The organism is Variovorax sp. 3319 (assembly GCF_031456585.1).
Lineage (GTDB): Bacteria > Pseudomonadota > Gammaproteobacteria > Burkholderiales > Burkholderiaceae_C > Variovorax > Variovorax paradoxus_P.
In genome coordinates, this window is the sequence record NZ_JAVDUZ010000011.1 from 107,080 (window position 1) to 129,246 (window position 22,167).

Consider the following 22,167-nt stretch of genomic DNA (forward strand, 5'->3'; position numbering starts at 1 on the left):
GGCACTGCCGGAAGCCGCAGATTCTGTGGTCACGTGCCGCAAGGGCAAACGAAGGAATCGTTGTTTCGACATGCGCGAATCTTCTTTGGCGCGCCGGGCCTCGATCAGTCCGCGTACACACCGGCCGCCTTGATGATGGGCGTCCACTTGGCGATTTCGTCCGCAACGAACTTCCTGTGGCCTTCGGGTTCGATGCGTCCATCGACCGCCACCACCGCGCCCAGCGCTTCTTCGCGCTTGATGAAGTCGGCGTCGCGCAATGCGGCCTTCATGGCCTCGTTGAGCTTTTTCAGCACCGGTGCCGGCGTGCCCTTGGGGGCATACAGGCCGTGCCAGATGGTGACCTGGAAGTTCTTCAGGCCCGACTCGTCCAGCGTGGGCAGGTCTTTCAGCAGCGGCGTTGTCAGCCGCTTGGGCGTAGTGACCGCGTAGGCCTTGACCTTCTTCGCCTCGATCTGCGGCGAGGTGTTGGTGGTCTGGTCGCACAACAGATCGATCTGCCCGCCGATCAAATCGGTAATGGCCGGCGCGGTGCCCTTGTAGGGCACGGGTGTCATATCGGTCTTGGTAGCGCTTTGGTAGAGCAGGCCGCACAGGTGCGAGGCCGAGCCCACGCCCGCGTTGCCGATGTTGATCTTGCCCTTGTTGGCCGCAATCCAGGCAGTCAATTCCCTGTAGTTGCCGGCCTCGATGGAGGGCTTGGAGATGAGCGTCATAGGCACGTCGTTGACGATGCCCAGGTACTCGAAGTCGCTCTCCACCTTGAACGGCAGGTTGCGCACCAGCGTTGGCACGGTGGCCATTGCGATGTGGTTGAGCAGCAGGGTGTAGCCGTCGGGCCTGGCGCGCGCCACCTTGGCCGCGCCGATGGAACTGCCCGCGCCGGGCACGTTGTCGATGATCACGCTCACGCCGCCGAGGGGCTTGCGCAGTGCTTCGGCCAGGTCGCGCGCCACGCGGTCGGTCGGGCCGCCGGCTGCAAAGGGCACGACGATGGTCACCGGTTTTCCAGCGGGAAAGTCTTGCGCATGCGCGCCCATGGCAAGGGCCAGCGCCGCAAGGGCGAACAGTTTTTTCATCAAAGTCTCCGTCAAGTAAAAAATCCGCAAATCAGGGGGCTCGCGCCGGCACGCGGCTCTCGAGCGTGGGCGGCTGCCAGTCGGGCTTGATGTGGCAGCCGTTCTTGCCGTCGGTGTCGAAGCGCGGCGCAAGCGATGCACAGCGTTGCGCAAGGCTTTGGGGCGTGGGCTTTTCGCCCTTGTCGATCCAGTCGAGCAGCGCGCCAAAGAGCGCGGGGTATTCCGAATCGCTCAGGTAGCTGTGCTCGCGCTCTGCGCTGAAGCTCTGCACCAGCTGGCCGCCGGTGCCGGCCGCGTCGCGGATGCGGCGGTAGGCGTTCTCCAACTCGACGAAGGCCGTGGGGTCGTCGATGGCATGCAACGCCACTGTGGGCAGTGCGGTGCGGCCCGTCGGTTGGCTGTCGGCCGCAAGGGCCCCCTTGGCTTGTGGATCGGCGGCGTAGCGCAGCACGCCCGCGTTGAGCGCCGCATCGTCGGCCGAGCCCTGGTACACCACGCCGGTGTTGCCGAACGGGTTGTGGCCGCCCAGGCGCTTTTGCACCAGGTCCTGGAACAGCCAGGTCGCCCAGTTCAGGTGGCCGGGCAGCGAACGCTCCTCGATCTTCACGACCGAGAGAATGGTCTTTAGCCGCGCGGCCTGCTCTGGCGTGCGCTGCGCGGCGGGCATGCCGACCCCGGTGCATTCCTTCACGCGCGCGGCCAGCTCGGCGCGCGTGAGTTTCGAATCGGCCGGCAGGCCCATCCACAGGGGGTATTGCGGCTCGTCGGCGCGCGGATGATTGCGGCACACGTATTGGTAAACCACGCGCAGGTCGAGCCGGAAGTCGTAGGCGCTGTTGCCGCCGCCGAGCACGCCGCTCGTGAGTAGCAGGCCGTCGTACGGCGACCTTGCATTGCCGGGCGGTGCATAGAGCTCGGCCGCCTTGGCCGCCACGCCGGCGCCATAACTTTGGCCGTGCAGCAGCGTGCGCTGCGGCTGGCCGAAGTGGCGCACGAAGATCTGGCGCAGCCGCTCGGTGTCTTCGGCTGCCATGGTTACGCCGTAGCCGCCGCGGCGATAGGTGGAGCCGGCCCACGCATAGCCGGCCTTCACGGTAATTGCCCAGCGCTTCAGGTCTTCCTGGCTGCGCTCGAGCTTGGGCGGCCCGGTCTCGGGGCCGCCGTGGGCGTGCATCACGAGCACGCCGCGGTTCCAGTCTTTTGGAATCGCAATCCAGTAGAACGCTCCGCTGCCGTCTTCGCCGGTGTAGCAGCGTGCTGTCTCAGGCACGGGTGCGGGGCAGGGCGTCGATGGGGGGGCTGGCTTGGGCGCTGCAGGTTTCGCAAGCGCACAGAGCGGCGGCCCGATGCCCAACAGCGTGATTGCAGCCAGGGTGGAAAGTTGTTTTTTCAATGACGTACTCCGAGTTCCAGCGCCGCGTTCGCTCCTGCCGTGGAAACGAACCCGAGGACGCCGCTGTTGAAGATGAAATTACCCGGGCGGCCCGCATCGGCCTGCACCGCGCCGAGCACCGGTGTGTCGTAGCTGAGCAATGCAGAGGTGCCGCCCAGGTTGAAGCTGCTGCCCGCCACCGTGGCCTCGCGGTTCTGGCCCGTTACGGCTGCCATGGCGTAGCTGCCGTCTGCCGTGCCGGGTGTCAGCGTCTGCTGCAGGCCGAACATGCGAAGGCCCGTGTTGGCAGTCGACTCGCGCACCAGGTGCAGCGGCACCGCGGCGCCGTTCACCAGGCCGATCACCATCGACCCCGTGAGCGTGCCGCCGGTGGTCACCGCACCGCCGGTCGGCGAGGTCGTGCGCAAGTCGAAGGCCCCGCGAGTGGCGTTGTAGGTGATGTAGCCCTTTTCGGTTTGCGTGCATGTGGCGTCGTAGGTCATGAACCCGCCCGTCACGGCGTCGCGGCAGTACTGGAAGGTGCCCGCATTGCGCAGCCGCACCGATGACGCATGCGCCGTCGCGGCGCCCGTGCCCTGCTGCACGCCCACCGCATTGAAGATGTTTGCCACCGGGTTGAAGACCGCAGGCGACGCCGTGTTCTCGAAGGTGTTCTGGAAAGCGACCAGCGGAGCGAAGCCGCCGCCGCTCGGCGCATTCACACCGCCCAGCAGCACGCCGCCCGGCGCAAAGCTGAAGACCGCCGTGCTCTCGCCGCTGGCGTAGCTGCAGTTGCCTTGCGCCACCAGCGAGCCGCTGCGCTGCGTGCCGGCCGCGCGCTGCAGGCTTGCGTCGACGGTTACCGTGTAGGCCATGGTGGCGGGATCGATGTTGATGCGCAGTTCTTCACCGAAGCTGTTGCCGCCTTTGTAGCTTGCGGCGGCGGCCGGCAGGTTGGGGCAGGCCAGCGGATCGCCGACCTCGGTCACGCAGCTGTAGTTGACTGCCGCGTCGAGGCTGCCGCTGCCGCGGTACTTGGGCCAGGCCGGAAACTGGCACAGCGGGCGCGTGCGGCCATAGGTGCCGGCCACGGCGTCGGCCGCCACGCCGGTGGCAGGTGCAAGGCCCGCCTCTACCCAGCCCTCGAGCGCAGCGAGCGAGTCCCAGTTGGGAATGAAGCTGCCTGTGCCATGGCCCATGCCCGGCACGGTATAGAAGCGCACGTGCTCATCGACCGCCGGCTGGCCCACGGTGGCAATGAGCTGCTTGTAGTAGTCGATGGTCGAGTTGGGGCTGATCACTTCGTCGGCCAGGCCGTGCAGCATGATGATCCGGCCGCCGCGCGCGAAGAAGGGCGCGAGGTTCGGATTGGTCGCATCGGTAAGCGCCGACACCTCGCTCACGCGCGGGGCGTAGCTGCCCGGGTTCGGCGGATCGAAGCCGAGCGAATCGAAGGTGCCGATGCGCGTGACGAAGTACTTCACCCATTGGTCGCCGGTGACGTACATGTTGGCGTCGGCCGATGTGGCGGGGTTGCCCGGCACCTTGCGCGTACCCAGGTCGCGCGTGGTGAAGGGGCCCGCCACCAGTGCGCCTTCAAGGATGTTGTAGCCGCCCGCGCGCTTCACGCCGTTGGCAAGCGAGTAGGTGCTGAACTCGAGCGGCGATTCGATGGTGCGCACGGTGGCAAGCTGTGCATCCGAAAGGCAGGTGTCGCCATTGTCCGTGCCGCCGCTGCAGCGCAGCGACGCAAGGATTTGCATGTTGAGCAGCCGGCAGCTTTCTACATTGCTCACGATGTTGTCGGCCGCGCCGTCGAGCTTGTCGCAGGCCTGCATTGCCGCCTTTTGTACCAGCAGCGTCTTGGCCACGTTCATCCAGCCGGCACCGCCGTTGTTGTAGAGCGCGCGGCCCACGGCCACGTTCGACAGCCGGGTGCCCGTGTAGTTGAGCGCAGGCTCGTTGGCAATCACGCCATCGTAGTCTTGCGGCCAGCGCTGGATGTAGCTGAGCGCATCGCGCCCGCCCGTGGAAGTGCCCAGAAAGTAGGCGTAGGCGGGCTTCACGCCATAGCGCGCGAGCACCAGCGCCTGCGCCACGTCGCGCGTTTTCTTGAGCGACTTGCCGCCGTAGTTGGCAAGTTGCTCGTCGTTGGCCGCAAAGCGCCCGTCGGTGATGCTGCCCGACTGATGGCCTGAATCGTCGCCGTAGGTTGCATACCCCAGCGCAAGCGGTGCCGGCTTGCCCGCAGGGCCGAAGCGAATGACCTCGGTGCCGTCGATCAGCACGCCGTCGAAGCCGCCGCCACCGAAGTGAATGGTCTTGCGGTTCCACTTTTCGGGCAGGTTGACCGCGAAGTTGATGGCCTGCGAGGTGGCGTCCATCGGCTGGATGGTGCCGCGGATGCGGCAGTAGTCGCCGAGCCTGTTGCCGGCATCGGCCGCGGCCACCGGCACGGCGCTGGTGACGGTCGCGCCTTGTGTGGGCAGGCCGATCAGCGAGGCAGGCAGGCTTTTGCCGGCAAGATCCGCGCAGGCCACCAGCGGCTGCACAGGTGGGGGCGGCGGGTTGTCGGGCGGATCTGTGTCGGGCGCGCCGCCGTTGGAGGGGGGCGGGGGCGGTGCGATCGGAAAGAAACCGCCGCCACCGCCACTGCCCCCGCCACCGCAGGCGGCCAGAACCAGCGAAATACCGACCGCCACGCCGAACGAACGGCAGGCGCGAAAGTGAGCGTTGAACACTGCAGAAAAGCGCGTGGTGCGCATGGACTTGTCTCCGGAATGCGGCCTCGATGGGCCGCTTTTTTGATTGAGCGGCCGGACGATAGGTGCACGGTGACCCAGGGTCAAATAAAATAAAGAGGCACTTCCGATATGAAAAAAATATGGAGATAAGACCGCTTCGCTACTTTGTGGCCGTTGCTGAAACCGGCCACATGACGCGGGCCGCCGAGCAACTGGGCATCCAGCAGCCGCCGTTGAGCCAGGCCATCAAGGCGCTCGAGCGCGAATTGGGGGTGCTGCTGTTCCGGCGGCATCCGCGCGGCGTGGCGCTTACCGACGCGGGGCGCCTGTTCCAGGTCGAGGCCCTGCGCATGCTGCAGGACATGGAGGCCATGAAGCAGCGCATGGCGCGCGTGGCAACGGGACAGGTCGGCACGCTTGCGGTGGGCTTTACCAGCTCGGCCGCGGCGCATCGCTTTGTGCCCGAGGCATTGCGCGCCTTTCGCCGCGCGCACCCCGGCGTGGAGCTGCAGCTGCGCGAGGACAACGCCGCCGAGCTCACCGAGGCGCTGGACGCCGGCCGGCTGCATTGCGGCCTGCTGCGCGTGCCCGTCGCGCGGCCCGGGGGCCTGCGCTTCGAAACGCTGCTGCGCGAGCCGGTGCTGGTGGCAATGCCCAGCGACCACCGCTTTGCCCTCGCGCGCAGCAAGGCCGCGCGGCCGCTGCCGCTTGCGAAGCTGTGCCAGGAAGGCATCATTCTTGTGCGCCGTCCGGGCGCGCCGGGCCTTTATGCCGAGCTGCTTGCGCTGTGCCATGCCAAGGGCTTGCGGCCGCGCGTGGTGGCCGAGGTGGACCGCATGATGACCAACCTGAATCTAGTGGCCGCGGGCGTCGGCCTTTCGGTGGTGCCGGCCTCGATGACCGGCGTGCATGCGCATGCCATTGCCTACACCCGGCTTGCGGATGGCGGCCAGCTCGATGCGCCGCTCACGCTGGTGTCGCGGGTCGAAGAAGACAACCTGCCCGCACAGCACTTTGCCGCGCTGCTGCGCAAGCACGCGAGCGAGAACCCCGGGTCATGAGCTTTTCATTGCGCCGCCGGCAACTGGTGCGGAGCACCGGCGCTGCATTGGCGGCCGCCTGCGCCATGCCGCGGTTGCTGCTTGCTGCTCCCTCGCCCTCGATGCCATGGCCGAACCGCCCGGTGCGGTTGATCGTGGTGTATCCGCCGGGCGGCGTAAGCGACGGCATGGCGCGCATGCTGGCCGAGCCGCTTGCCCAGCTGCTGGGCGTTCCGGTGCTCATAGAAAACCGCGCCGGCGCGGGCGGCAGCATTGGCATGGATGCGCTTGCGCGTGCCGTGCCGGACGGCTGCACGCTCGCGTTTTCAGCCATCAGCCCGATCACGCTGCATCCGCTGGTTGCGCACGTGGCCTACGACCCGCTGCGCGCCTTTGCACCTGTTGCAAGCGTGATGCGCACACCCGTGCTGGTGGTCGGCACGCCGGCCTTCGCGGGCCGCAATTTCGAAGAACTGATTGCGCTTGCCCGCAGCCAGCCGGGCGCGGTGCGGTGGGCCACATCGGGCGTGGCCACCATCGGCCACATGGTGCTGGCGCAGGTGCGCATGCAAAGCCGCACCGCCATCACGCACATTCCCTACGCGGGCGGCGGGCCGCAGCTCAACGATGCGCTCAGCGGGCAGTTCGAAGTGCTGTCGACCAACGTTGCGGCGCAGCAGCTGCAGTACATAGGGGAAGGGCGGCTGCAGGCGCTGGCGGTAGGTTCACCTTCGCGCATCGAAGCCTTGCCCAGGGTGCCGACGCTCGGCGAGCTGGGCTACGAGCGGGCCAATCGCGATTCGCTCTTCGGCATCTTTGCGCCGGCCCGAACGCCTGCGCCTGTGCTGCAGCGGCTCAACGCGCTGATCAACCAGGTGCTGCGCAGCGCCACTGTGCAAGCGCGGCTGCGCAGCGCCTACAACCTTCCGGTGGGCGGAGGCATTGAAGACCTTGCGCACGAGATTGCGGCCGACCGTCGGCGCAACCGTGCGCTGGTGTCCGGGGACCGTTCGCAATTTGACTAGACCGCTTGCACGGCAGTGGCTGCGCCAGGCGTCACATCAGCCGGAACCCGCGCGTGAAACGCATCGACGTTTTCACGAGCGCGGGCACATCGCTCATCTTCGCGATCTCGGCAAGGCCGGCCTCGGTGATGCGAAGCACTGTGGCCAGCCGCGACGAAGCGTAGCGCCCGGTTGCATTGACAGGGCCGATGTCGGCCTCGATCAACCCTGTGGCTACCAGCACAGAAACATGCCGGAGCTCTTCCGGGCAGGCAACCCGGACCGGAAGTTCCACATGCTGAAGCCTCATCAGAAACAAAAGCGGCATACGATTCTCCGGTTGCCCGACCGACCTGGATACGATTCGGTCAAAAGAATCACAAGTTAGCTGCCCGTTTTTCGACGCGCCATTACCGGAATGCCGTGCTGCAATGTAGGCCTTAAGCTCTACAATTTGCCTGCCACAATCCGGCCGCGTCGCGACCCCGAGGAGAAGTTATGCCGATGAATTTCCTTCGCCGCATCGAGGACGCCTCGTTTCCCCTGGCCATTCATGAAGAGGCCGATATCCAGTGCGCGGCTGTGCTGGCTGCGGCCGAGCTTATTGAGGCCAACCTCCCGGAACCTGACGATGTTTCCGGCCGCAGGGGAGTGATCTTGCGAATAACGCCGCGGGGGCGGGCGGAGCTTAGCCGGTCGCGGGAGACGCGATCTTAGGCACTGGTCACTTGGGCGCAGCAGCCGGGCGCCCGTTCTGTTGAGCCGGCGCTCCGGTTGCAGGAAGGTTGCCCGGCCCTTCCGATGGGTCTTTGAGACCATAGAAGAAGAGCACGCCCACAACAACGACCGCGACGACGGCCAGCAGGGTCCACATCAATCGGCGACCGATGTCGCCCTGTTTGTGATGTTGCCTGGTTGTCATGGCCGCTGTTCCTGTTCCTTCCACCGTGACGCGTCTCCGACGGCCACCTTGTGCCAAGCTGGCATTGCCGTGCTCAGATGAACGGCACGCCGCCCGTCACCGGGATGGTCGCGCCCGAGATGTAGCTCGCCTGGTCGCTGGCGAGCAGCACATACACCGCCTGCAGCTCGGCCGGTTGGCCTGGCCGCTTCATCGGCGTCTGCTTGCCGAACTCTTTCACCTGCTCGGGCGGCATGGTCGAGGGAATGAGTGGCGTCCAGAAGGGGCCCGGGGCCACGCAGTTCACCCGTATGCCTTTCTCGGCGAGAAGCTGGGCCATGCCGCCCGACATGTTCTGGATCGCGCCCTTGGTTGCGGCGTAGGCGACCAGCGTGGCGTTGGGCTTGTCTGCGTTGATAGACGTGGTGCTGATGATCGAGGCACCCGGCTTCATTCGCGCTGCCGCGGCGCGGCACAGGAAGAAGTTGGCATAGACGTTGGTCCGGAAGGTGCGGTCGAACTCCTCGGGCGAGATCTCGTCGAGCGACTTGTGGCTCATCTGGAAGGCCGCGTTGTTGACGAGCACGTCGAGCCGGCCGTACTCATCGAATGCACGGTCCACGAGGCTGCGGCAATGCGCCTCCTCGCAAATGTCGCCGGGCACCGCAACGCAGCGGCGGCCCGCGCGTTCGATCCATTGGCGGGTGACCTGGGCGTCTTCTTCTTCCTCGGCAAGGTAGGAGATGAGCACGTCGGCGCCTTCGCGCGCAAAGGCAATGGCGACCGCGCGGCCGATACCGCTGTCGCCGCCGGTAATGAGCGCGGCCTTGCCCTGGAGCTTGCCGCTGCCGACGTACGACTGCTCGCCGAAATCGGGCTGCGGCGACATCTTCGATTCGAGCCCGGGCGGTTGCTGTGCGGGCGTGGAAAAAGGCGGCTGCGGGCCGGCCTTGCGAGGATCTTCTGTCATGGCGTTCCCCGCTGGCGGTCGAATGTGGGGGTGGCAGGAGAGGGAAGGGCGGCTGGTTTTTTCATCGTGTGTTCAAGCGGTTGATGACCTTCTCAGCTTCGGTCCCTCTGGCCGGCGGCGCGCGCGCGAGGCTTGCGCATCCGAATGTCGGACAAGACCCACGGCAATCACGCCAAAGTAGGCCAGCGCTTTGCATCGGCGTGTCGAGCAAGCGCTCGAGCGCAAGATGCCCCGTGTCCGCCCGGATGAAGCGCCGTTCGCCGCGTCCTCCCATGAACTGGCTACTACTTCTGGCGGATGCAGCCGTGCACCGTTCGCCGCAACAATGGTGCACGAAGTCTTGGAACTGGCTCGTGAAAAACGGGGAGCTCGTCGAACAGGGGACGCACTCTGGGTGGCACGCCAACGCGCGTCGGGGGAAAGCCTTTGAACCATCGAATCGCATACGGCGCTCGCGCACCGATACGGGCGGCCTTGCTGGCCGGACTGTGCGGGTTTGGCGGCGCCGCCACGGCGCAAGTGCCCGCCGAGGTGTCGCCAGGCGTACTGCAGGAGCAGTTGCGTCGCATCGCTCCGGCACCGGCCCCGGCAGGAGAGGTCTCGCTGCCGGCGCTGCCCGACCCGGCGCCGGGCCGGCCTCCGCCCGGCGCGGAAAACGTGCAGGTGACCGTGCGCTCGGTCGAGGTCTCGGGGAACACCGTCGTTGCCACTGCCGACATGGCGGAGGCCTGGGCTGGACTGGCGGGCCGAGAGGTATCGCTGGCAGCGATCTATGCACTGGCCGACACGCTCACCGGCCTGTACCGCAACCGTGGCTATGTGCTTTCGGCCGTCGTGGTGCCGCCCCAGACCATTCGCGACGGCATCGTGCGCCTGCAGGCGGTGGAAGGCTATGTGGGCCAGGTCCGCTTCGAGCCTGAACTGGTCGCGACGCCGCGCATGCGGGCCTATGCCGATGCCATCGTGCGCGAAAGGCCGCTCACGATCGCCACGCTCGAGCGCCAGCTGCTGGTGATGAACGACTTGCCGGGCGTGACCGCGCAGGCGTACTTCGAGCCCGGCAACGCGGCCGGCGAGGCGGTGCTGACGCTCAAGGCAGCGCGCCGGTCGGTGACCGGCTCCGTGGGTGCGCAGAACCGCGTGTCGAGGCTTTTGGGCGATGTGGCGCTTGAAGGCCGCGTCACACTCAACAACAGCTTCGGGCTGGACGACAGCCACTCGCTGTTGCTGCAAACCACCAACCGCCCCAACCGGCTGCGCTCGCTCGGCTACGTCTACAACCAGCCGCTGGGAGCAGACGGCCTGGCGCTGAACCTGTTCCTCGGCCGCGTCGAGTCGGCCACGCCGTTCGAGGCCGAGCGCGTGAAGTCAGCGAGCGACATCGCCACGCTCGGCCTTAGCTATCCGCTGATCCGCGCACGCGCGCAAACGCTGCGGTTGCGCGCGCGCGTGAACGTCTACAACGGCACGCAAGACTTCGCCGACCGCCTGCTGGTGCAAGAAGACAAGGTGCGGGCGCTGCGCCTCGGTGCGAGCTGGGACCGAACCGACGGCTCGGGCGTCAACTTTCTCGATGGCGAGCTGTCCAAGGGGCTGCGCGGGCTGGGAAGCACGCCGGCGGGCGCCGCACATGCCCAGCGCGCGGGGGCAGACTATGGCTTTGCCAAGTTCAACCTGTTCGCGGGGCGCTTGCAGTCGCTCGGTCGAAACCTCAGCCTGCAGGCCTCGGTGCAAGGGCAGTGGACCGACGACATCCTGCCGCCGAGCGAACGTGCGCCGCTGGGAGGCGAGACGATCCTGCGCGCCTACAACTCGGGCGAGCTGATCGGCGACCGCGCGCTCGCCGGCAAGCTGGAGCTGCGCTGGGAGCCGCCGCTGATCGACGGCGGGCGCGTCGCGTTCTATGCCTTTGCCGAAGCCGGCCGCACCACCACGCTGAACGCGATAGGCGGCAACACGCACGACAGCGCCAACAGCACCGGCTTCGGGATACGCGGTTCGGTAGGCAGCGGGCTGAACTTCTATACCGAGGTCGCCACGCCGCACCGGCGCAAGGTAGCAACCTACGGCACCCGGCACACGCGCGTGTTTGCCGGCCTGTCCTACGACTTCTGACGTCCACCGCTTTTCGAAGAGGTCCACCATGAGCACTTGTCGCGCCGGCCGTCGTCTTGCTGCGATCCATCCGCGGCCCGCGGTGCTTGCCCACAGCATCCGCATTGCCCTTGGGCTGGTCGCCGCGTCATGCGCGGTGTCGGCGCAGGCCAATCCGGCCGGTGGCGTGGTCACCGCGGGGCAGGCCTCGATCTCGCAGCCGGTTCCGGGCACCCTGCAGATCCAGCAGACCACGCCGCGCGCCGTGATTGACTGGCAGAGCTTCAGCATTGGGGCGAGCGAGGCGGTGCGCTTCCAGCAGCCCTCGGCAATGTCGGCCACGCTCAACCGCGTGGTCGGCAACGAAGCCTCCTCGCTGCTGGGCACGCTCACGGCCAACGGGCGCGTTTACCTGGTCAACCAGAACGGCATCTTCATCGGGCGCAACGCGCGGCTCGACGCGGCCGCACTGGTGCTGTCGACCGCCGATACGCGCAACGAAGACTTCATGGCCGGCAAGCTGAGCTTCGACCTGCCGGGCCGGGCCGGCGCGCGCATCATCAACGAGGGCCAGATCAGCGTGTCCGAAGGCGGCCTGGTCGCGCTGGTTGCGCCGGGTGTGGAGAACCGCGGCGTGATCTCCGCGCGGCTCGGCCAGGTGGTGCTGGCCGGCGCGCGCGCGTTCAGCCTCGACCTGTACGGCGATGGCCTGGTCAACGTGCTGCTGACGGCGAGCGGACTCCACGAGGTGACCGACGCGACGGGCAAGGCGCTGTCGAACTATGTCGACCAGAGCGGCCGCGTCACGGCCGAAGGCGGCCGCGTCTGGATCTCGGCCGCCGCCGCGCGCGGCCTGGTCGACGGCATGGTCAACATGCCCGGCGAGGTGCGCGCCACGCGCGTGGCGCAGCAGGGCGGCGAGATCACGCTGCTGGCGGGCACGCGGCTCGACGTGAGCGGCAGCGTGCTCACGACCAGCGCCGACGGCAGCGGCGGGCGCATCGTGGCGAGCGCCCCGCAGACCGTGATCGGTACCGGCGCATGGCTTGACGCCAGCGGCGCGGCCGGCGGCGGCGCAGTGCAAGTGGGCGGTACGCTGCACGGCGCGCAGCCGGTGCCGGGCGCCGACGCCACCGCCGACACCTTGACGGTCGCCACGGGTGCCCGATTGCGCGCGGATGCAACCGGCGCTTCTGGCGACGGCGGCCAGGTCGTGCTGTGGAGCGAGAGCGGCACGCAGTTCAGCGGCGCCGTCAGCGCGCGTGCTGGCGCGGCGGGTGGCAACGGCGGCCTCGTGGAGGTCTCCGGCAAGAAGCAACTCGCCTTCAACGGCCAAGCCGACGCCTCCGCGCCGAACGGGCAGGCCGGCACGCTGCTGCTCGATCCGGGCTCCCTCACCGTGGCCGACGAGGGCAACGGCGGCTTCACCGCCACCGGCGGCAATTCGATCGTGGCGGCCGAGACCCTCAATCGGGTTCTGCGCGGCGGCACCTCCGTGGCCTTGCAGGCCGATGACGACATCGTCATCGCTTCGGCCATCGATGGGCGCCCGCTCGCTGGCTCGGGTGGCACGTGGGGCGGGGCGGGCCTCACGCTCGATGCCGGGCGCAACGTGTCGGTGAACCAGTACGTCGTGCTCGCGGGCGGCGCCTTCTCGTCGACGAGCCGCGGCGGCAGCTTCACTCAGGCTGCCGACACGGGCATCGTCTCGCTGGCGGCCGACGGGCAGATCGCAAGCGGCGCCATCACCGTGCAAGCCGCGGGCCCGATCCGCACGCAGTACCTGCTGACGCAGGGGGCCGTGAGCCTGCAGAGTTCCGGCGGTGCAGTCGAGGCCTCGCGGGCCATCGGCGGCAGCTTTGCCGGAGCGGCGGCGCCCGTGCAGTCGCTCCGTGTGACATCGGGCGCCGGCGCGAGCATCAACCTGATGGCCGGTGCTTCTGCCAGCGGCGACGTCGTGCTCAATGCCGGCGGTGCAGTGCAGTTGGGAGCAATCGACGCGGGCGGCCGGCTCGACGTGCAGGGGGCCTCCGTCGCCGCCACGGGCGATCTGCGCGCGGGGCAGAGCGCCGATCTGCTGGCGCGTACCGGCGACCTCAGCCTGTCCAGCGTCGATAGCGGCAGCGGCGCCCTGCGCGCCACCGCGGCTTCCGGCAACATCGCGACGCTGGACGGATCGACCCTGCTGGCACGTGGCGGGCAGCTGATCCTCCAGGCGGGTGGCGCCGTGACGGCGCGAGGCGCGCTCGCGGCCAACGATCCACAGAACTACCGCGCGGAGTCGGTCGCCGGCAACGTGAGCGTGAGCGCCGGCGGTGACGTCACTGTCAATGAACTGGTCGCGCGCGGCATGGTCGACATCACCAGCACCGGCGGGGCCGTGACGCTCGCGCGTTCGGTCGGCGGCACCGACAGCGCTGCGCCCTCGGTCGGCGCGCTGCGACTGAGTGCGTGGCGCGACATCACGCTGTCCGGTCTCAACCTGGCGGGTGCGGCCGAGGGGTCGACGGGGCTGTTGGTGCAGGCGGGGCGCCGGCTCGACGGCGGCACCGAGGTCCTGAACCCCGCCGGCGGCCGGATCGCGGTCAACGAACGCATCGGCGTCACCGGCGGAAACCTCGTGTTCGGCCCGAGCAACACGACTTCGAACGCGAACTACGAGATCACGCTCGCGCAGGGCGTCTACGCCCGCAGCGGCGCGAGTTCGATCACCTTCAACGCGCCGGTCGCGACCTCGGCGCAGTCCATTCTGGGGGCGTGGCGCTCGGCGCTGCAGGTCGGCTCGCTTCAGTTCGCGACAGCGCCAACGCTGACGCCGGGCCAGCAGGCGGCCCTGGGAAGCGGGCAGCTGCTGGCGGACATGCTGCTGATTCCCGTGCAGCTGGACAACGACAACGCCAGGCAGCTCGTCGAGGCAGGGGGCGGCTTGCGCGTCGTGTACCAGGCCGGCGCGATCACGGCGGTCTGTGCAAGCAGCTCGTGCGCCGGTGCCGCACCGGAAACGCAATACTGGCTCGTGCCCAAGATCGTGGTGTCGAACCAGGAGGCTCCGGCGCAGGCCAGCACGGGCGCGATCGCCTTCAACGGCGGCGTACGCCTGGGGACGGTGGCCTCGGGGCCTGCCCAGGGCTTGGCCTCGTCCGCGCTGAAGGTCATCGTCCCCGCGTCGGCGAGCGAGCGCGTTGTCAGCACCTACAACAACATCCCCGGCTATCTGGCCAACCTGATGGGCAAGGTGCGCTTCGACATCTTCGGCAGCAATGTGGAGCCGGCCGACCCCAGCAGTACCGAATTCCGCACCAACCCACCCGTGTCACTGGCCCTCGACAATCTCTCTGAATCGGGGACCGGGCTCCTGCGCTATTCCGCATACATCTATCTCGCGCCGACGGCCACCAGCCTGGAGCGCAACAACATCAGCTCGATCGTCTATTCGGATGCACTGGTCACCACGCCGGTCACCAGCGCCACGCCGACCGTGAGCGCACTGCCGATCCAGATCACCATGTTCCCGGGCGCCCTGAGCCGGGAGGGCGTGGGTGCCAGCTCGTCGGTGCCCGATTCGGGCACGATCCTCCCCTCAGGCGGTACTTTCAGCTTCAACTCGTCGTCCAATCCCTCGGGCTTTGCGCCCATAGGTGGCGGTGGCACCACGCTGAACCAGCAGGTTCTCGCGGCCGTGATCCCCACCCGGCCGGGAACTGGCACGGGCGGCGGCGGAACCGGTGGGACGGGTACCGGCGGAACCGGAACCGGCGGGACGGGCACCGGCGGCGTGACGGGAACCGGTGGTGTCGGCGGCACCGTCGTCACCACCGCTCCCGATGCCACGGGCGTCGACCCCAACGTTCTTGTTGCGGCCAATGCGTTGGCGCGCGACGCGACCGAACGTCCGGCAGGCGCGGGATGCGGCAGCGGCAATGACCGCGTCGTCGCGGGCCGCGCCCGTGCCGACGAAGCCGATGGCGGTTCCATGTCGGCCCTGCGCGGCGCGCCACCGCCCGTGTTCCGCACGAGCTACGTGCTCGGCGCGGTATCCCCGTCCTTCACCTCCGCCGATCGCGCTTCGATCGCGGGCCCCGGCAGCAGCGGCGCAGCATGCCAGTGAGACCGCGCTGCGCCCGATGGATCGCGGCGCTGATGGTCTTCGTCGGGGCCGCGCCGGCGAGCCAGGCGGCAGTGCCGAGCAGCGTCCCCCAGTTCCGCGTCGACGCCACCATGCACACCGCGGCGATCGGCCAGATCCGCGCCGACGCGCCGCGCAACCGGGTCGTCACCCTCAGCAGCGACCGCACGGTGCGTATCTGGCAGCTTCCCTCGCTGCGGCTCATCCGCGTGCTGCGGCTTCCCCAGGAGGGTTCGGTCGAAGGCTTGCCCGTCGGCCTGGCGATCAGCCCCGACGGCCGCACCGTCGCGGTGGGTGGCTGGACCGGCAAGACGTGGGAACAGACCACGTCGATCTACCTCTACGACAGCGTCACGGGCCAGATGACGCGGCGCATCGGCGGTTTCAAGGACCTCATCAGCGCGCTCGACTGGTCGCCCGACGGCCGCTTTCTGGCGGTGGGCCAGGCAGGGTCGCAGGGCGTTCAGGTACTGGACACGACGACCTGGAAAGCGGTCGCCCGCGACGCGGAGTACCAGGACTCGGTCAGCTTTCTGCACTACTCGGCGCAGGGCATGCTGGCCGCAAGTGCCGGCGACGGCTCGGTGCGGCTGTACGACGCGGGCCATGCACTGGTGGCGCGCCAGTCGATCGGCGTCTCCCGGCTGATCGGCGGCGTGCGCTTCTCACCCGATGGCAAGCTGCTTGCGCTGGGCGTGATCGACAAACCCATGGCAATGCTGCTGAAGGTGCCATCGCTCGACCTGGCCGTGTTGCGCCAGGTACCGGACGCGCGGCAAACGGGGCTGTGCTGCGTCGCCTGGTCGCGTGACGGCAATGCGCTGTTCCTCAACGGCGCGCACGGCGGCACGGGGCCGACGCCGCTCTATCGTTTCGACGGCGGCGGGCTCGGCGCGATGCAGACACTGCCGGTCGGCAACCAGCGCTTCACGAACATGCTGCCGCTGCCGGACGGCACGCTGCTGTTTGCGACCAGCACGCCATCGTTGGCGCTGCTCGATGCCCGCGGAAGCATGCTGCGGACCGTCGGTACGGTGATTGCCGACACACGCGAGAGCGCATCGGCGCTGCTGCTGAGCGCCGATGCGCAGATCCTCTCCATGCCGACGGCGCGCGCAGGCGCCCAGGCCCGGGCCTTCTCCGTTCCGATGCTCGAGCAGCCGCCGATCGACGCGCGCTTGCTGCCGCCGCTGCGCCCCGACGGGCGCTTCGCCGTGGAGGGCTTCGCGCCGGCCACCGCAGCGCCAAAGGTCAACGGCAAGCCACTCCCGATCCATGAAGGCGACCGTGTCACCGCGCATGCAATGGCGCACGACGGCAACGCGCTGTTCGTCGGCACGTCCTGGTCCCTGATCAAGCTCGACCGCTCGGGCCAGCCAGCCTGGCGGCAGAACTTCAGCAGCGAGTTGCGCGGCGTGAACGCCAGTGCGAATGGCGCGCTGGTGGTCATCACGCTGGCCGACGGCACCGCGCGCTGGCTGCGCCAGTCCGACGGCAGCGAGGTGCTGGCACTGTTCGCGCACAACAACGGCCGCGACTGGGTTCTGTGGCGGCCGGACGGCTACTACGCCTCGTCGGAGGAGGGGGACCAGTATGTGGGCTGGCATTTGAACCGGGGGCTCGATCGCGAGCCCGATTTCTACCGCGCCGTGCAGTTCGAGCGGGTGTTCTACCGGCCGGACCTGCTGCGCAGCGCGCTCGATGCACCGTCCTCGTCGCCGCTGTCGCAGCAGCAGCAGCGCGTGGCCGGCACGTCCGAAAGCGCCCTGGCCGCGGAACTCGAACGCATCGCGCCGGCGCGCCTCGCCGTGCGGGAGACCCGCACGCGCCTGAACGCCAGCGGCCGGGTCGAGATCTCATTGCAGGTGGTCGGACAAGCGCGCTCGCTGCCGATGGCGCAGCTGGCGGTTTACCTGAACGGCATTCCGGTCACGCCGAGCGCGCAGCGCGCCCTGGGCGGCGGCGAGCGCATGCGCTTCGAGCGCACACTGGTGGTCGAGAGCGACCGGGCCGAGAACGACATCCGGATCGAGGTCGACCAGGGCCAGTCGCTGGGGCTGGTCGAGACCTATGCCGAGCTGCCTGCTGCGGTGCCGAAACGGCCGGCCGCGCGTGGTCGCCTGATCGTGCTCGCCGTCGGCATCAACGAGTTCGTCAACATTCCCGAGCGGCGCAAGCGCGCCTTGCCCGACCTGGCCTATGCCGCACAGGATGCGCAGGCGTTTTCGAAGGCTCTGGAAACGTCTTCCGGCGGCCTGTTCCGTGAAGTGAAGACGGTGCTGCTGAACGACTTCACCGACACAAAACCCGACCAGGCGGAGATCCGCAAGGCGCTGCTGCAATTGCAGGAGGCCGGGCCCGACGACACGGTGGTGGTGTTCCTGGCCTCCCACGGCTTCAGCGACAAGGCCGGCAACTACTTCTTCCTCAACCGCGATAGCAGTTACCAGGACGTGGTGGGCGTGGTCAAGGGGACCAACGTGAGCGGCGAAGCCCCGACCCTTCTGAGCTGGACGGTGTTCTTCGAGGCGCTGCGCATGACCGCGGGCCGGCGGATGCTGATCGTCGACACCTGCCATGCCCAGAAGATCGAAGGGACGCTCGACACCCATACGCTGCGCAAGCGTTCTGCGGCGTCCAACTTCGCCTTCATGGTCGCGGCCAAGGGTGACGAGCCCTCGCAGGAATACGACGAAGGCGGGCACGGCCTGTTCACCTATGCCCTGATGGAAGCCCTCAAGCCGGCGGCCGACCGCAACGGCGATGGCCGGGTGTCGCTGTCAGAGGCGTTCCAGTACCTGGCGCCGATGGTGGAGAAATTGCACGATCCGCGGGCCGGTTCGCAGACTCCGCAGTTGATCGCCCCGGAGGCACTGCGGGAGCAGGCGCTGTGCGGTTGTGGCCGATAGGGGTCTACTCGATTTGATCCGCGACTCAGGCATTGAGCCCTCTCCGGCAACGCGTCAACCTGCGAAGGCGGCTTCAGGTAAGCCGCGCGCATCTTTCAGCTGAATCGAGAAAAGCGATCCCGACAGCGGCGCCGTTGCGAGTTGCGCTTCACTGAGCCGCAACGAGGCACTCGTGACATACAGCGTGTCCAGGTTATCGCCGCCGAAGCAGCAACTCGTGGGGCGAGGAACCGGCACACGCATGCGCTGCATGAGTTGGCCTTCCGGCGAAAAGCGCGCGATCTGCCAGGCGTCCCAAAGGGCGACCCATAGACAGCCCTGGTCGTCTACCGTCAGGCCGTCTGGCTTGCCGTCGGAAGCGGCGATGGTGATCAGTGGACGCCGGTTGCCGATGGTGCCGGAGGCGAGATCGAAGTCGTACCGGTAGATGGTCTGGCGGTACGTGTCGGTGACGTACATGGTCTTGTTGTCGGGGCTCCAGCCAATGCCGTTGGGCACTGTGAAGCCGGTGTCGACCTGCTTCCAGCTGCCGTTCGCCTCGATGCAAAACAGGTGTCCCCGGTTGGCCGCGGCGCCCATGTCCATGGAGCCTACCCACAGGCGCCCTCGTCGGTCGCATTTGCCGTCGTTGTAGCGAACGTTCGCCCGACCCGCTTCAGGGTGGCAAAAGGAGGTCAGCCGCCGGGTGGAAAGATCAAGTGCCATGACCCCCCCGGGTGTTGCAACCAGCAGGCCGCCGCTGGCTTTTGGCACCACCAGGCTGACCATTGTTCCCAGTGGTGTCTCGGTGTCGACGCCTGTCGCCGCGTCGTATCGGTGCACGGACGGCGTGAGAATGTCGACCCAGTAAAGCGCATTGTCGCGCGGCGACCATACCGGACCTTCACCCAGGAGCGAACGCACTTCGCTCACGCAGACGACTTCGACGGATGACGCCGTTTCGGGCGGGGCCTGCGTTGCAATGGACATCGCCTTGCCCGCCGCGCTGTGCGAGATGTTGCGCGATGCCCCCATCAGTGCGGACGACAACATATGGGCCCGCGCCTCATCGAGCCGGCTCGCGTCGGTGCTGATGGCGACCGCGCCGATCGGCCGGCCTTCGTAGTCGAAGATGGGCGCAGCCACCGCCGCTCGATCCACGGCGCGCTCGCCCTGTTCGATTGCATAGCCCCGCGCGCGCACCAGGTCGAGTTCGGCATGCAGTTCCGTCGCCGTCACGATCGTGCGCGGCGTAAAGCGCTCGAGGTCGAGCGCCTGGATCAGGCGTCGCTGGCCCGACGGGTCGAGGCTGGCAGCAATGGCTTTGCCCGCAGCCGACGCATGCACAGGCAGCCGCTGCCCGACTGCGGAGCGCGCACCCTGCACCTCGCCCGCCGGCTCGCTGGCGAGGATGACCACGCATGTGCCATCGAGCAATGAGAGCTCCACCGTCTCGCCGAGTGCGTCGCGCAGACGCGCAAGCTCTTCCTGCGCCGCCACGCGCAGATCGAACTCGCTCCACACATCGTGGGCAAGCTCGAGCAGGCGCAATCCAAGCTGAAAGGTCTTGTCGTAGGCGTTGTGCCGCAGCAATCCTTCGCGCACCAGTGTCGCGATGATGCGGTGCAATGTGGCCTTGGGCAGGTCGCAGGCGCGCAGCAGTTCGGTGAACGTCATCGGCGTGCGGCGTGCCGACACGATGTTCAGCAATTGCATCGCCTTCTCCAGCACACCTGGACCTGACGCCGAAGGGCGCGGTTGGTCGGACGTTGGGTTGAGCCTGTCAGTCGACGGAATTTTGTCTGTGCCGTCTCCCTGAGGGGCGGCTCCAGTGGTGCTTGTCATGGCTGTGCGCAAAGCAGTTCCGAACAGCGGAACTTTGGCCGAATTCTAGTGCGAGCCCCACCTGCGCATTGGCGTTCACAGGCTCATTCAAGCTTGATGCCGCGGGTGCGCACCAGTTCGGTCCATCGCGCTGTTTCGTTGCGGACGTGGTCGCGCAGCTGTGATGGCGTCGACGCCTGGGGGGTGACCCCGAAGCCTGCGAAGCGCTCGCGCACGGTGGCCGTGCCGATGAGTTCGCGCAGCAGCATTCCGAGGCGCTCCACGCCTGCGAGGGGAACCTTTTTGGCCGCGAAGAGCGCAGCCCAGCCGGAGATGACGAACTCGTCGCCAAGGGCGCGCAACACCGGCACACCGGCCAGGCTCTCGAGAGGCTGCGCGGACGTGACGGCCACTGCGCGCAGGCGTCCCGCCTGGATCAGCGGCAGTGCGACCGGGAGGTTCATCACACCCATCGACACCGTGCCCGCCACCACGTCGGGGATCAGCACGCTGTCGCCTTTGTAGGGAACCGGAAGGATGCGCGTGCCCAGCTTGCTGTTGAGCAATTCGGTCGTCAGGTGCGAGAGTGTGCCGACGCCGCTGTTGCCAGCGCTCAGCTCGCCCGCACGTCCCCGGGCCATGAGGTCGTCCAGGCTGCGCACCGGCGAGCCGGCAGCGACGGCGAGCACCAGCGGCTGCGTCGAGATCATGCCCACCGCCTGGAGGTCACGCTGAACGTCGTAGCCCAGGTCGTTGCGCAGCGCCGGCAGGATGGTCATGGTGGTGCTTCCCATCAGCAGCGTGTGGTCGTCGTTGCTGGACGTGACCATGGCGGTCCCCGTGATCCCACCCGCCCCCGGGCGGTTGTCGATGACCAGGGGCTGGCCCAGGCGTGGCCCGATCAGTTCCGCCAGGATGCGCACGGAGCCATTGCCCGCGCCTCCTGGCGCGAACGGAACGATCACGGTGACGGGGCGAGTGGGCCACTGCGCCTGGGCGCCGGCGAGGGTGGGCCAGAAAGAGGACGCTGCCGATGCGGTCAGAACGCCCAGCACGCTGCGGCGTGAGAGCCGGGAAGCGGTCGTTTGAAAGCGCATGGCCTGCGGGTCCGATCTGCGGCTCATTCGGCCTTGATGCCGGCGTCGGCCACCAGCTTCTTGTAGAACGCCGCTTCGTCGCGCAGCGTCTTCGCGAACTCCGCAGCGCTGGAGCCGACGCGCACCACGCCGCGGTCGCGCAACTTGGCTTCGGTGTCGGGCTGGCGCAGAAACGCCTGGATCTCGGTCGAAAGTTTTTCGACGATGGCCGGCGGCGTGCCGGCCGGGGCCATCACACCGTGCCACGGATTCATCTCGAACCCTTTCACGGACTGGGCGATCGGCGGCAGGTCGGGCGCGAAGTCTGCGCGCTGTGCGGTGGAAATGCCGAGCGCCCGCAGTTTGCCTGTTTGTACTTGCGGCCACGAGGTGGCGGCTGCGTCCATGGAGGCATCGATCTGGCCTCCGAGCAGGTCCGTCAGCATCGGTGCCGAACCTTTGTACCCGACATGGACCATCGAGGTGCCCGTTTTCTGCATGAAGAGCTCCATGCCCACATGCAACGCGGAACCCGCACCGGAAGAGCCGTAGCTGAGCTTTCCCGGGTGAGTCTTGAGGTACGCGACGAACTCGGGCAGTGTGCGCGCGGGCACTTTCTGCGGATTCACCACAAGAATCAGCGGCGTGATGCCCACCATGGTGACCGCGGCGAAATCCTTCACCGGATCGTAGGGAAAGGACTCGGGCCTCACGGCCGGGTTGATGGCATTGGCGGCGACATTGCCCATGCCGATGGTGTAGCCGTCGGGTGCGGCCTTTGCGACCACCGCCATTCCCACGCTGGACCCGGCGCCGGGTTTGTTGTCGACCACCACCGCCTGCCCCCACTTGGTCTGCAGATGCGTGGCAATCATGCGCGCCATCACGTCGGCAGCGCCGCCTGCCGGCACCGGCACCACGAACTTGATCGGTTTGGAGGGGTAGGCTGGGGCGGCGGGCTGCGCCTGCGCGCTGCCGAAAGCGGGAACCAGCACACAGGCGAGCGCCAGGCGCAGGGCATTTCTTCTGTCTTCATGAAACATGATCCG

The 22,167-nt window shown here is 67.8% G+C and carries 14 protein-coding genes; 5 read left to right on the top strand and 9 right to left on the bottom strand.

Features of this window, described 5'->3' with window-relative positions; translation table 11 throughout:
- Positions 1 to 104: 104 nt before the first annotated feature.
- The 3 genes from J2X67_RS21570 to J2X67_RS21580 are packed head-to-tail and all read right to left on the bottom strand — an operon-like array spanning position 105 to position 5,216.
- Entirely contained in the window at positions 105 to 1,079 is a 975-nt protein-coding gene (locus tag J2X67_RS21570; protein ID WP_309956325.1) for a tripartite tricarboxylate transporter substrate-binding protein, read from the bottom strand.
- A gap of 31 nt (positions 1,080 to 1,110) precedes the next feature.
- The gene (locus J2X67_RS21575) at positions 1,111 to 2,472 is read right to left on the bottom strand and encodes a hypothetical protein (RefSeq protein WP_309956326.1); all 1,362 of its coding nucleotides are present in this window, start codon (positions 2,470 to 2,472) and stop codon (positions 1,111 to 1,113) included.
- On the bottom strand, positions 2,469 to 5,216 hold the full coding sequence (locus tag J2X67_RS21580; RefSeq protein ID WP_309956327.1) for a tannase/feruloyl esterase family alpha/beta hydrolase: 2,748 nt from the start codon (positions 5,214 to 5,216) through the stop codon (positions 2,469 to 2,471). Before J2X67_RS21580 ends, J2X67_RS21575 begins: the two co-directional genes overlap by 4 nt.
- Before the next feature lie 119 nt (positions 5,217 to 5,335).
- Here J2X67_RS21580 and J2X67_RS21585 point away from each other — a divergent pair, with 119 nt between their 5' ends.
- Both J2X67_RS21585 and J2X67_RS21590 read left to right on the top strand, forming a co-directional pair.
- Complete coding sequence (locus tag J2X67_RS21585; RefSeq protein ID WP_309956330.1) at positions 5,336 to 6,256, top strand: LysR family transcriptional regulator; 921 nt, start codon at positions 5,336 to 5,338, stop codon at positions 6,254 to 6,256.
- A complete protein-coding gene (locus J2X67_RS21590; protein ID WP_309956332.1) occupies positions 6,253 to 7,260 on the top strand; it encodes a tripartite tricarboxylate transporter substrate binding protein in 1,008 nt (335 codons plus the stop codon). Before J2X67_RS21585 ends, J2X67_RS21590 begins: the two co-directional genes overlap by 4 nt.
- A gap of 31 nt (positions 7,261 to 7,291) precedes the next feature.
- On the opposite strand, the gene J2X67_RS21595 is transcribed toward J2X67_RS21590, so the two are convergent.
- From J2X67_RS21595 to J2X67_RS21605, 3 genes are all read right to left on the bottom strand, one after another.
- Positions 7,292 to 7,483 (bottom strand): hypothetical protein, encoded by a 192-nt coding sequence (locus J2X67_RS21595; RefSeq protein ID WP_309956335.1) that lies wholly within the window; start codon positions 7,481 to 7,483, stop codon positions 7,292 to 7,294.
- A gap of 480 nt (positions 7,484 to 7,963) precedes the next feature.
- Positions 7,964 to 8,161 (bottom strand): hypothetical protein, encoded by a 198-nt coding sequence (locus J2X67_RS21600; protein WP_309956337.1) that lies wholly within the window; start codon positions 8,159 to 8,161, stop codon positions 7,964 to 7,966.
- Between the two features lie 73 nt (positions 8,162 to 8,234).
- Entirely contained in the window at positions 8,235 to 9,110 is an 876-nt protein-coding gene (locus tag J2X67_RS21605) for an SDR family oxidoreductase (protein ID WP_309956339.1), read from the bottom strand.
- A gap of 426 nt (positions 9,111 to 9,536) precedes the next feature.
- Here J2X67_RS21605 and J2X67_RS21610 point away from each other — a divergent pair, with 426 nt between their 5' ends.
- Genes J2X67_RS21610 through J2X67_RS21620 form a run of 3 tightly spaced genes read left to right on the top strand, consistent with a single transcriptional unit; the run spans position 9,537 to position 18,239 of the window.
- Positions 9,537 to 11,225, top strand: a complete 1,689-nt coding sequence (locus J2X67_RS21610) for a ShlB/FhaC/HecB family hemolysin secretion/activation protein (protein ID WP_309956341.1) — start codon at positions 9,537 to 9,539, stop codon at positions 11,223 to 11,225.
- 28 nt (positions 11,226 to 11,253) lie between these two features.
- The gene (locus J2X67_RS21615) at positions 11,254 to 15,312 is read left to right on the top strand and encodes a filamentous hemagglutinin N-terminal domain-containing protein (RefSeq protein ID WP_309956343.1); all 4,059 of its coding nucleotides are present in this window, start codon (positions 11,254 to 11,256) and stop codon (positions 15,310 to 15,312) included.
- Positions 15,303 to 18,239: a caspase family protein gene (locus J2X67_RS21620; protein WP_309956344.1), complete on the top strand. Its 2,937-nt coding sequence runs from the start codon at positions 15,303 to 15,305 to the stop codon at positions 18,237 to 18,239. The genes J2X67_RS21615 and J2X67_RS21620 overlap by 10 nt, the downstream gene beginning before the upstream one ends.
- A 54-nt stretch (positions 18,240 to 18,293) precedes the next feature.
- Here the strand turns inward: J2X67_RS21620 and J2X67_RS21625 are convergent, their stop codons facing one another.
- From J2X67_RS21625 to J2X67_RS21635, 3 genes are all read right to left on the bottom strand, one after another.
- A complete protein-coding gene (locus J2X67_RS21625; RefSeq protein WP_309956347.1) occupies positions 18,294 to 19,934 on the bottom strand; it encodes an SMP-30/gluconolactonase/LRE family protein in 1,641 nt (546 codons plus the stop codon).
- A 212-nt stretch (positions 19,935 to 20,146) separates the two neighbouring features.
- A complete protein-coding gene (locus J2X67_RS21630; RefSeq protein ID WP_309956349.1) occupies positions 20,147 to 21,166 on the bottom strand; it encodes a tripartite tricarboxylate transporter substrate binding protein in 1,020 nt (339 codons plus the stop codon).
- Positions 21,163 to 22,161 (bottom strand): tripartite tricarboxylate transporter substrate binding protein, encoded by a 999-nt coding sequence (locus tag J2X67_RS21635; RefSeq protein WP_309956351.1) that lies wholly within the window; start codon positions 22,159 to 22,161, stop codon positions 21,163 to 21,165. The genes J2X67_RS21630 and J2X67_RS21635 overlap by 4 nt, the downstream gene beginning before the upstream one ends.
- Positions 22,162 to 22,167 lie beyond the last annotated feature (6 nt).

Excerpts from the sequence above, each read along its gene's own strand:
- J2X67_RS21570 (WP_309956325.1), bottom strand. The coding sequence starts at position 1,079 with ATGAAAAAACTGTTCGCCCTTGCGGCGCTGGCCCTTGCCATGGGCGCG.
- J2X67_RS21580 (WP_309956327.1), bottom strand. The coding sequence starts at position 5,216 with ATGCGCACCACGCGCTTTTCTGCAGTGTTCAACGCTCACTTTCGCGCC.
- J2X67_RS21585 (WP_309956330.1), top strand. The coding sequence starts at position 5,336 with ATGGAGATAAGACCGCTTCGCTACTTTGTGGCCGTTGCTGAAACCGGC.
- J2X67_RS21590 (WP_309956332.1), top strand. The coding sequence starts at position 6,253 with ATGAGCTTTTCATTGCGCCGCCGGCAACTGGTGCGGAGCACCGGCGCT.
- J2X67_RS21600 (WP_309956337.1), bottom strand. The coding sequence starts at position 8,161 with ATGACAACCAGGCAACATCACAAACAGGGCGACATCGGTCGCCGATTG.
- J2X67_RS21605 (WP_309956339.1), bottom strand. The coding sequence starts at position 9,110 with ATGACAGAAGATCCTCGCAAGGCCGGCCCGCAGCCGCCTTTTTCCACG.
- J2X67_RS21615 (WP_309956343.1), top strand. The coding sequence starts at position 11,254 with ATGAGCACTTGTCGCGCCGGCCGTCGTCTTGCTGCGATCCATCCGCGG.
- J2X67_RS21620 (WP_309956344.1), top strand. The coding sequence starts at position 15,303 with ATGCCAGTGAGACCGCGCTGCGCCCGATGGATCGCGGCGCTGATGGTC.
- J2X67_RS21625 (WP_309956347.1), bottom strand. The coding sequence starts at position 19,934 with ATGCAATTGCTGAACATCGTGTCGGCACGCCGCACGCCGATGACGTTC.
- J2X67_RS21630 (WP_309956349.1), bottom strand. The coding sequence starts at position 21,166 with ATGAGCCGCAGATCGGACCCGCAGGCCATGCGCTTTCAAACGACCGCT.
- J2X67_RS21635 (WP_309956351.1), bottom strand. The coding sequence starts at position 22,161 with ATGTTTCATGAAGACAGAAGAAATGCCCTGCGCCTGGCGCTCGCCTGT.